Raw genomic sequence first — 10,394 nt, forward strand, 5'->3', positions numbered from 1 at the left:
AAAAGCCCGCCGGTGTTGCCACGGGCGGGCTTGATTCATGCGAACGGGTCGATGAATCGGATCAGCGTTTGGCGAGGGGCTTCACATCGCGCGTCATCGAACCGTTGAACAGCTGGCGCGGGCGGCCGATCTTGTATTCGGGGTCGCCGATCATTTCGTTCAGCTGCGCAATCCAGCCGACGGTGCGGGCCAGTGCAAAAATTGCGGTGAACAGCGGCACCGGGATGCCGATGGCGCGCTGCACGATGCCGGAGTAGAAATCGACGTTGGGGTAGAGCTTGCGCGACACGAAGTATTCGTCTTCCAGCGCAATCTTTTCCAGGGCCATGGCCAGCTTGAACAGCGGGTCGTTTTCCAGGCCCATCTCCTGCAGCACTTCCTTGCAGGTTTCCTGCATGAGTTTGGCGCGTGGGTCGTAGTTCTTGTAGACGCGATGGCCAAAACCCATGAGCTTAACGCCGGAATTCTTGTCCTTGACTTGCTTGATGAAGTCGCCGATTTTCTCGATACCGCCTGCCTTCTGGATGTCGCCCAGCATGTTGAGCGCCGCTTCATTGGCGCCGCCGTGTGCTGGGCCCCAGAGGCAGGCCACGCCGGCAGCAATCGCCGCAAACGGGTTGGTGCCGGACGAACCGCACAGGCGAACCGTGGAGGTGGAAGCGTTTTGCTCGTGGTCAGCGTGCAGGATGAAGATGCGGTCCAGCGCGCGTTCGAGCACGGGGTTGACTTTGTACTCTTCACACGGCGTGGCAAACATCATGTGCAGGAAGTTGCCGGCGTAGCTCAGGTTGTTCTTCGGGTACATGTAGGGCTGGCCCACGGTGTACTTGTAGGCCATGGCGACCAGCGTCGGCATCTTGGCGATCAGGCGAATGGCCGAGATGTCGCGGTGCTCTGGGTTGGTGATGTCGGTGCTGTCATGGTAGAAGGCCGACAGGGCGCCGACCAGGCCGGTCATGATGGCCATAGGATGCGCATCACGGCGGAAACCGCGCAGGAAAAACTGCATCTGCTCGTTGACCATGGTGTGGTTGGTCACGCGGCTGACGAAATCTTTTTTCTGCTCGGCATTGGGCAGCTCGCCGTACAGCAGCAGGTTGCAGGTCTCCATGTAGTCGCAGTTGGTGGCCAGCTGTTCGATGGGGTAACCGCGGTACAGCAGTTCGCCCTTGTCGCCGTCGATGTAGGTGATGGCCGACTGGCAGGCCGCCGTGGACAGAAAGCCCGGGTCATAAGTGAACATGCCGGTCTGTGCGTACAGCTTGCGAATGTCCACGACATCGGGACCGACGCTGCCGTGGTAAACCGGCAATTCGACGCTGGGGCTGCCGTTGCTGAAGGAGAGGGTGGCTTTGTTGTCAGCGAGTTTCATTTCAGGGTTTCTTTCTACATCAATTCAAGGAGGTCGTTCAGTGGGCGGGCGATGGGACCCGCATCATGGTCAGCACTTCCAGTGCTTCGGCTGTGGCAGCGCTGGTGGCTGGCAGCTGGCTGGGCTCTTTACGTTTTAGCAGCAAATCCATCAGGTCGTTGTCGGACAAGTCCATTAAATCATCCAGACCTTTGGCCTGCCTGACGGTCAAGCCCGCTTCATGCTTGCGGAAAAAACGTTCAATGAACAAATCATTCTCGAGCAGACCCCGGCGGCAGCGCCACTTGAGCTTGCTCAATGCCCGTTCACCAAGAAGTTCGTCGCTTGTCTGCATGATCTAGCTTTCCTCTTCACCAGCAGGGGCCGCAGGCGCAGCGGCCCCCTCGGGGGGCAGCGTAGTACGCGAAGCGACAAGCGTGAGGGCCATGGTTTCGCCGCCGGGCCGCCCCAAGGCGAAACGCGCCCCCTTGGGGGGCAGCGTAGTACGCGAAGCGACAAGCGTGGGGGCCATGGTTTCGCCGCCGGGCCGCCCCAAGGCGAAACGCGCCCCCCCGGGGGGCAGCGTAGTACGCGAAGCGACAAGCGTGGGGGCCATATCTAGACAGTGCGAAGCACCATCATTTCCTTGATCTTGCCGATGGCCTTGCTCGGGTTCAAGCCCTTGGGACACACATCGACGCAGTTCATGATGGTGTGGCAGCGGAACAGGCGGTAGGGATCTTCCAGGTTGTCCAGGCGGTCGGCAGTGGCTTCGTCGCGGCTGTCGGCGATGAAGCGGTAGGCCTGCAGCAGGCCGGCCGGGCCGACGAATTTGTCCGGGTTCCACCAGAAGCTGGGGCAGCTGGTTGAGCAGCTGGCGCACAGGATGCACTCGTACAGGCCGTTGAGCTCGTCGCGCTCTTCGGGGCTCTGCAGGCGTTCCTTCTCGGGCGGCACGTTGTCGTTGATCAGGTAGGGCTTGATCGAGTTGTACTGCTTGAAGAAGTCCGTCATGTCGACGATCAGATCGCGCACCACCGGTAGGCCGGGCAGGGGCTTGAGCACGATAGTGCCCGGCAGTGTGCGCATGTTGGTCAGGCAGGCCAGGCCGTTCTTGCCGTTGATGTTCATGGCGTCCGAACCGCAGACACCTTCGCGGCAGGAGCGGCGGAAGGAAATCGTCGGGTCCTGCGCCTTGAGCTTCATCAGGGCGTCGAGCAGCATGCGCTCGCTGCCGTCGAGCTCGACCTCAATGGTCTGCATGTAGGGCTTGGCATCCTGATCGGGGTCGTAGCGGTAAATCTGGAAAGTGCGTTTGGTCATGGGGTTTCCGCTTGTCTTTTAGAAGGAGCGAACGGTCAGAGGGATGGAGTCGACGGTCAGCGGTTTCATCTGCACGGGCTTGTAAGCCAGGCGGCTGCCCTCGCTGTACCAGAGCGTGTGCTTGTGCCAGTCGGTGTCGTTGCGGCCGTTCGGGTGTTCAGGCGTGTCGCCGTAGTCATCGACCGAATGCGCGCCGCGGCTTTCGTGGCGGGCGGCGGCAGAAACGATGGTGGCCTGGGCGGCCTCGATCAGGTTCTCCACTTCCAGCGCCTCGATTCGCGCCGTGTTGAAAATCTTCGACTTGTCTTTCAGGCCGATATTGCTCACGCGCTTGCGCAGCTCGGCGATCTTGGCGACACCGGCGTCCATGATGGCCTGGGTGCGGAACACGCCGGCGTGTTGCTGCATGGCCGCGCGGATGTCGTTGGCCACATCTTGTGCGTATTCGCCGTCCGTTGCGTTGTCCAGGCGGGCAATACGTGCCAGCGTGGCATCGGCTGCATCGGCAGGCAGGCCCTTGTGCGAGGTGGTCTTGTTGTATTCAACGATGTGGTTGCCGGCCGCGCGGCCGAACACCAGCAGGTCGAGCAGCGAGTTGGTGCCCAGGCGGTTGGCGCCGTGCACGCTGACGCATGCGCATTCGCCGACCGCATAAAGGCCATTGACGACCTGACTCTTGTTGCTGGCGTCCTGCGTGACCACCTGGCCGTGGATGTTGGTCGGGATGCCGCCCATCTGGTAGTGGATGGTCGGCACCACGGGAATCGGTTCCTTGGTGATGTCGACGTTGGCGAAGTTGTGGCCAATTTCGAACACCGAGGGCAGGCGCTTCATGATGGTCTCGGCGCCCAGATGGGTCATGTCGAGGTTGATGTAGTCCTTGTTCGGACCGCAGCCGCGGCCTTCCTTGATTTCCTGGTCCATGCAACGCGACACGTAGTCGCGCGGCGCCAGATCTTTGTAGGCCGGTGCATAACGCTCCATGAAACGCTCGCCATTGCTGTTGCGCAAAATAGCGCCTTCGCCGCGGCAGCCTTCGGTCAGCAACACGCCGGCGCCATGCACGCCGGTCGGGTGGAACTGCCAGAACTCCATGTCTTCCAGCGGAATGCCGGCGCGCGCCGCCATACCCAGGCCGTCGCCGGTGTTGATGAAAGCGTTGGTCGAAGCGGCAAAAATACGGCCGGCGCCGCCGGTGGCCAGCAAGGTGGTCTTGGCTTCGAAGATGTGAACGTCGCCGGTTTCCATCTCGATGGCGGTCACGCCAACCACATCACCGGCAGCATCACGGATCAGGTCCATGGCCAGCCATTCGACGAAGAAGCTGGTTTTTTCCTTGACGTTCTGCTGGTACAGCGTGTGCAGCATGGCGTGGCCGGTGCGGTCGGCGGCGGCGCAGGCGCGCTGCACCGGCTTTTCGCCGTAATTGGCGGTATGGCCGCCGAAGGGGCGCTGGTAAATCGTGCCGTCAGGGTTGCGGTCAAACGGCATGCCCATGTGCTCAAGGTCGTACACGACCTTGGGCGCTTCACGGCACATGTATTCAATCGCATCCTGGTCGCCGAGCCAGTCGGAGCCCTTGACGGTGTCGTAGAAGTGGTAGTGCCAGTTGTCTTCGGACATGTTGCCGAGCGAGGCGCCGATGCCGCCCTGGGCAGCAACGGTGTGCGAGCGCGTCGGGAACACCTTGGAGAGCACGGCCACGTTGAGGCCGGCGCGCGCCAGCTGCAGCGAGGCGCGCATGCCGGAGCCGCCGGCGCCGACGATCACCACGTCAAATTTTCGTTTGGGAAGCTTGGAGGATGCAGTCATGTTTTGTTTTTCAGTCGTGGGTCAGATGCGGCTCAGAAGCGCCACAGGACTTGAATGCCCCAGCCGGCGCAGGCGACCAGCCAGACGATGGTGAACACTTCCAGGGACAGCCTGAGCCACACGGGCTTGACGTAGTCCATCCAGATGTCGCGCATGCCGACCCACACGTGGTAGGCCAGCGCGAGGATCACGGTGAAAGTCAACACTTTCATCCACTGCGAAGAAAAGATACCGGCCCACTGGTTGTAGCCGATCGGGCCTTTGCTGAAGATGACCTGTACCAGCAACAGCACGGTAAAGAGAGCCATCAGGGCTGCGGTGATGCGCTGGGCCAGCCAGTCGCGAGTGCCGTAATGCGCGCCGACAACGAGGCGTTTGGAGCCGTAGTTCACAGACATGTCTTGCTCCTTTTTCAGTAAAGACCGAACAGCTTGGCGCCCAGCACCAGTGTCAGAAAAATGCTCAGGCCCAGCGTGACCAGCGCGGTGCTCTTGCCGAACTCGTTGCTCAGGGAGTGCGTGACATCCATATAGAGATGGCGCAGGCCGGCGATGAAGTGATGCAGGTAGGACCAGATCAGCGCCAGTGCCGCCAGCTTCCAGATGAAACCAGGCAAGCCCAGCATGCCGACACCGAAAGCAGCCTTGAATTTTTCGAAGGAGATTTCGGAAGAAATCGAAGTGTCGAACATCCAGATGATGAAGGGCAGCAGGATGAACATGATGATGCCGCTGCCGCGATGCAGGATGGAGACCCAGGCCGCCGCTGTCATGCGGTAGGTGGTCAGGTCCTTGAAGGCGTTGATGTTGCGGAACTCGGGCCGCTTGGGACGCTGTTTGGATGCCAGCTCTGTCATTGTGGGGCTTTCGTGGGAGAGAGGTCTTGTAACTGCCTGGTAACTGCCCGGCAAGCGCGACGCAATTACAACTAAAACATCCGGATTCTATTGCAACGCAGCATCCGTCCGGTCTGTGCGGAGCGTGGCGGCAAGTTTTTGTCGGAAAAGCGAGAGGGGAAACCAGTAACTTTCCTCCGCCGCAAGTGGAGTAGCGCAAGCTGACATGAACATGACAGGCAGTTCCAGGCAGTCTGCGGAGGTGGCGCGGAAGCGCCGGCGAGTTGCCCGGAAGGCCATAAAGTGTGGCCTCAGCTCAGGGTGTTGCGGTAGTGATGTGTGTCGGTGCGGTAGTAGCCGCGCCGCAGTTCCATCGGCACATCGTTGTAGGTGTAGGCAATGCGTTCAACACTCAGCAGCGGCGTGCCGTGCTCTACTTTCAATAGCAGTTCGCGCCCGTCGGTGGCGGGCTCGGCGCGTATTTTTTCTTCAGCGCGAACCATGCGTACGTTGAATTCGGTTTCAAACAGCGCGTACATAGGGCCGTGGTAGTCGGCCAGCCGCTCGGCGGTCAGGCCCTTGAAGGGGGCGGCGGGCAGCCACAGGTCTTCGAGAATCGTGGGGGTGCCGGCAAAACTCAGGACGCGGCGCGCCTGCAGCACGGCATCCCCCGTGCGCAGCGCAAGCGCGCGGGAAATGTCGGCGCTGGCGCGCACGCGGCGGCAGTCGATGATGTCGCGCTGCGCCGGGCCTTCACTGCCCGGCGTGCCGCTGTCAGGCACCAGTTTGAGAAAGCGGAACTGCACATGCTGCTCGGCATGTGTGGCCACAAAAGTGCCCCGGCCCTGGCGACGCACCACCAGGTTGTCGGCGGCCAGCTCGTCGATGGCTTTGCGCACCGTGCCCTGGCTCACGCGGTAGCGGGCTGCCAGGTCCATCTCGGAGGGGATGGTTTCGCCGGGCTTCCACTCGCCGGACTGCAGGCTCTGCAGGATCAGGCCCTTGATCTGTTGGTACAGCGGGCTGAAGGCCGGCGTGGCACCTGCAAAATCATCGGCGGACGGGGTAGGAATGGCGGCCATGGGAGAGGTATGAATCTCCGCAATCATATCTTATATAAGACATAAGACAAATTGACGCCTCCGGGTTTTCCAGCGTAAAATCTTTGGCTGAGTCAACGCAAGGCTTGCCCCGGTGTGACGCAGTTCACATGCGTTTTCAGGTGCCTCAAGCTGCGCAAGCTACCTCATTTCTACCCATCCAACCGATTTACAACCTTCCTGGAGTTCTCCATCATGAGCAAAAAACCCGTCCGTGTTGCCGTTACAGGGGCCGCTGGTCAAATCGGTTACGCACTGCTGTTCCGCATCGCTTCCGGTGAAATGCTGGGCAAGGACCAGCCGGTGATTCTGCAACTGCTGGAAGTGCCGGTCGAAGGCCCGCAAAAGGCGCTCAAGGGCGTGATGATGGAACTGGACGACTGCGCCTTCCCGCTGCTGGTCGGCATGGAAGCTTATGACGATCCGATGAAGGCCTTCAAGGATGCGGACTACGCGTTGCTGGTCGGTTCGCGTCCGCGCGGCCCGGGCATGGAGCGCGCCGAGCTGCTCGCCGTCAACGGCGCCATCTTCACGGCCCAGGGCAAGGCACTGAACGCTGTCGCCAGCCGCAACGTCAAGGTGCTGGTGGTCGGCAACCCGGCCAACACCAATGCCTATATTGCGATGAAAAGCGCGCCGGACCTGCCACGCAAGAACTTCACCGCCATGCTGCGCCTGGACCACAACCGCGCTGCCAGCCAGCTCGCCGCCAAGACTGGCAAGGCCGTGGCTGACATCGAAAAACTCACCGTCTGGGGCAACCATTCGCCCACGATGTACGCTGACTATCGCTTTGCCACCATCAAGGGCGAAAGCGTCGCCAAGATGATCAACGACCAGGAATGGAACGCCAACACCTTTCTGCCGACCGTGGGCAAGCGCGGCGCGGCCATCATCGAAGCACGCGGTTCATCATCCGCTGCCTCGGCTGCCAACGCCGCCATTGACCACATGCGCGACTGGGCGCTGGGCACCAAGGGCAAATGGGTCACCATGGGTATTCCTTCCGACGGTCAATACGGCATTCCGAAAGACATCATGTTCGGCTTCCCCGTCACCTGCGAAGGCGGCGAGTACAAGCTGGTCGAAGGCCTGGAGATCGACGCCTTCAGCCAGGAACGCATCAACAAGACCCTGGACGAGCTCAAGGGCGAGCAAGACGGCGTCAAGCACCTCCTGTAATGGCCTACTGCGCGACTCGGGAGCGTTGTTGCGGGGCCCGTCAGGCAATCCTCGTGCACCTTAAGTGCACTCCGGTTACCTGCCACCCGCGCCTAGCCCGCGAGCCGCTCGCTACGGCCCGAGAACTTGCGTTTATTCAATGAAACATCCCCGCGACGTTCTGCTTGGTGCCCAGGCGCAAACCGGTTTTCTTCCGGTGTGCGACCACTACAGCGGCGTCGAGGCGCGAATGCGCAAAAGCCTGCAACTGCAGGCGGAAATGACCGAAGAGTTCGGCACCTGCGTTTTTGACGTCACGCTCGACTGCGAAGACGGTGCCCCTGTGGGCGGCGAGGCAGACCACGCAGCCCTGGTGGTGGCGATGGTAGCGCTGGCGGGCGACAAGGCACGCGTCGCCGTGCGGGTTCATGCGGTGGATCATCCGGCCTTCGAGATGGACATCGTCTCCATCGGCGGCAAGGTCGGCCACCGCCTGAGCCACATCATGGTGCCCAAGGTTGAGTCCGTGGATGACGTTGAGCGTGCAGTCGCTGCGCTCGCCGCCGTGGCGCAAACCAGTCTTCCCCTGCATGTGCTGCTGGAGTCGCCCGCCTCGGTGTACCGCACGTTCGAGATTGCCGCGCATCCGCGCGTGCAGTCCATCAGCTTCGGGTTGATGGATTTTGTGTCCAGCCATGGCGGTGCCATCCCGGGCGACGCCATGGGCAGCCAGGGACAGTTTGCGCACCCGTTGGTGGTGCGCGCAAAACTCGAGATCGCTTCAGCCTGCCATGCCCATGGCAAAGTCCCTTCGCATTGCGTTGTCACCGAATTCAGTGACACTGCGGCCATGAAGGCGGCTGCGCAAAAAGCCGCCCGCGAATTTGGCTACACCCGCATGTGGAGCATTCACCCGGCCCAGATCCGTCCCATCCTGGAGGCTTTTGCGCCCAGCGAAGGCGAAATCGAAGTCGCTACAAAAATAATAGCTGCTGGCGCCCGCGCTGATTGGGCGCCCATCAGTTTTGAGGGTCAACTCCACGACCGGGCCAGTTACCGCTTTTTCTGGCAGGTGTTGGAGCGAGCCCACCGGACCGGCCGCGTGTTACCGCATGAGGCGCAGGCCTATTTTTCTGCCGTAGTTCATTAGTTGCTTTCCATTCGCTGCTCAGTTATTTGCCGACCTTTTCCAAAGGAAACCCCATGAAACGCATTCTTCTTTCTGCCCTGGCGCTTGCCGCTCCCGCTTTGCTGCTGGCACAGACAGCTGCACCTAAACCGGCGCCCAAAGCTGCGGCATCCTCCTCGGCTACGCAGCCGACACAGGCCCCCAAGCGCGCGCCGATCAAGCGCTCCGCCGCCAAGGCGGTGGAAGAAGTCACCCCCATCGATGATGACCCTACTGTCACCCTGACCCCGGAAGACCTGGAGCTCGCCAAGCGGGTTTATGTCGGCACGATCCCCTGCGAGCTGGGTGCTTCCGTCACCATCACGCCGAACGAAAAACGCCCGGGTTTCTTCCTGGTGCAGACAGGCAAGCAGCGTTTCCGCATGCATCCGGTCGGAAGCCGCACCGGCGCCATCCGTCTGGAGGACGGCCGCGCCGGCGCCATGTGGTTGCAGCTGGGCAACAAGTCCATGCTGATGAGCCAGAAACTGGGCCAGCGCCTGGCCGACGAATGCATGAGCCCGGCGCAGGTGACCTTTGCCGACGAGATGAAAAAGAACCCCCCAACCAGCATTCTGGAAGCACTGCCAGCTGCCAAGGCTGGCACGGGTTCTGCTCAGCCGGCAACTGCCCCGGCCAAAGCCCAATAACAGACCGCGACAGCACGCGTTGAGCGTGCAAATTTTTGAGTACAGGAGAAGAAAACCATGATGCCCGAGTTCATACAAACCTACCGCAACCACGTGGCCGAGCGTGCCGCCCTCGGTATTCCACCGTTGCCACTGTCTGCCAAGCAGACCGGCGAGGTCATTGAGCTGCTGAAGAACCCGCCCAAAGGCGAAGAGGCCTTTCTGGTCGAGCTGATCACGCACCGCGTGCCGGCTGGTGTGGACGACGCGGCCAAGGTCAAGGCCAGCTATCTTGCCGCCGTGGCGCACGGCACCGAAATATGCGCGCTGATCTCGCGTGAAAAAGCCACGCAGCTGCTGGGCACCATGCTGGGCGGCTACAACATCAGCCCCATGATCGAGTTGCTGGACGACGCCGAAGACAGCGTGGCCACCCAGGCCGCCAGCGGCCTGAAAAACACATTGCTGATGTTCGACCAGTTCCACGACGTCAAGGAAAAAGCCGACCAGGGCAACAAGTACGCCAAGGCCGTGCTGCAGAGCTGGGCCGACGCCGAATGGTTCACCAGCCGCCCGGAAGTGCCGGAGTCAATCAAGCTCACGATTTTCAAGGTGGCAGGCGAGATCAACACGGACGACCTGTCGCCCGCACCCGACGCCTGGAGCCGCCCCGACATTCCGCTGCATGCGCTGGCCATGCACAAGAACGCACGCCCTGGCGTGACGCCCGAGGAAGACGGCAAGCGCGGTCCGGTCAAATTCATTGAAGAACTCAAGGCCAAAGGCAACCTGGTCGCTTATGTTGGCGATGTGGTTGGCACCGGTTCTTCGCGCAAGTCAGCCACCAACTCGGTGCTGTGGTTCACCGGCCAGGATATCCCCTACGTGCCGAACAAACGTTTCGGCGGCGTCTGCCTGGGCTCCAAGATCGCTCCGATTTTCTACAACACCATGGAAGATTCCGGCGCGCTGCCGATCGAACTCGACGTGAGCCAGATGGCCATGGGCGACGTGA

10 protein-coding genes and 1 pseudogene are annotated in these 10,394 nt (G+C 61.3%); 4 read left to right on the forward strand and 7 right to left on the reverse strand.

Features of this window, described 5'->3' with window-relative positions:
• Nucleotides 1–61: 61 nt before the first annotated feature.
• The 7 genes from gltA to ABI660_RS15870 form a co-directional block, all read right to left on the reverse strand.
• Nucleotides 62–1,372 (reverse strand): citrate synthase, encoded by a 1,311-nt coding sequence (gltA, locus tag ABI660_RS15840; RefSeq protein ID WP_348069766.1) that lies wholly within the window; start codon nt 1,370–1,372, stop codon nt 62–64.
• 37 nt (nt 1,373–1,409) lie between these two features.
• Entirely contained in the window at nt 1,410–1,706 is a 297-nt protein-coding gene (locus ABI660_RS15845; RefSeq protein ID WP_348069768.1) for a succinate dehydrogenase assembly factor 2, read from the reverse strand.
• 263 nt (nt 1,707–1,969) lie between these two features.
• Nucleotides 1,970–2,674 carry a succinate dehydrogenase iron-sulfur subunit gene (locus ABI660_RS15850; RefSeq protein WP_348069771.1) on the reverse strand — a complete coding sequence of 235 codons (705 nt, stop codon included), beginning with the start codon at nt 2,672–2,674 and terminating at the stop codon, nt 1,970–1,972.
• An 18-nt stretch (nt 2,675–2,692) separates the two neighbouring features.
• A complete protein-coding gene (sdhA, locus tag ABI660_RS15855) occupies nt 2,693–4,486 on the reverse strand; it encodes a succinate dehydrogenase flavoprotein subunit (protein ID WP_348069773.1) in 1,794 nt (597 codons plus the stop codon).
• 32 nt (nt 4,487–4,518) lie between these two features.
• Nucleotides 4,519–4,884, reverse strand: a complete 366-nt coding sequence (sdhD, locus tag ABI660_RS15860) for a succinate dehydrogenase, hydrophobic membrane anchor protein (protein ID WP_348069776.1) — start codon at nt 4,882–4,884, stop codon at nt 4,519–4,521.
• A gap of 14 nt (nt 4,885–4,898) precedes the next feature.
• Nucleotides 4,899–5,342, reverse strand: coding sequence for a succinate dehydrogenase, cytochrome b556 subunit (gene sdhC, locus ABI660_RS15865; RefSeq protein WP_348069779.1), 444 nt, complete (start codon nt 5,340–5,342; stop codon nt 4,899–4,901).
• A gap of 290 nt (nt 5,343–5,632) precedes the next feature.
• Nucleotides 5,633–6,403: a GntR family transcriptional regulator gene (locus ABI660_RS15870; RefSeq protein ID WP_348069782.1), complete on the reverse strand. Its 771-nt coding sequence runs from the start codon at nt 6,401–6,403 to the stop codon at nt 5,633–5,635.
• A gap of 213 nt (nt 6,404–6,616) precedes the next feature.
• On the opposite strand from ABI660_RS15870, the gene ABI660_RS15875 reads away from it, so the two are divergent.
• The 4 genes and pseudogenes from ABI660_RS15875 to ABI660_RS15890 all read left to right on the forward strand — a co-directional run.
• Complete coding sequence (locus ABI660_RS15875; protein ID WP_348069784.1) at nt 6,617–7,603, forward strand: malate dehydrogenase; 987 nt, start codon at nt 6,617–6,619, stop codon at nt 7,601–7,603.
• 139 nt (nt 7,604–7,742) lie between these two features.
• Nucleotides 7,743–8,732 (forward strand): aldolase/citrate lyase family protein, encoded by a 990-nt coding sequence (locus tag ABI660_RS15880; protein WP_348069787.1) that lies wholly within the window; start codon nt 7,743–7,745, stop codon nt 8,730–8,732.
• 53 nt (nt 8,733–8,785) lie between these two features.
• Nucleotides 8,786–9,400, forward strand: a complete 615-nt coding sequence (locus ABI660_RS15885) for a hypothetical protein (RefSeq protein ID WP_348069789.1) — start codon at nt 8,786–8,788, stop codon at nt 9,398–9,400.
• Nucleotides 9,401–9,457: 57 nt separating this feature from the next.
• A pseudogene (locus ABI660_RS15890) lies at nt 9,458–10,394 on the forward strand (aconitate hydratase B); the annotation flags it as partial.

Source organism: Polaromonas sp., from assembly GCF_039930745.1.
GTDB lineage: Bacteria > Pseudomonadota > Gammaproteobacteria > Burkholderiales > Burkholderiaceae_C > Polaromonas.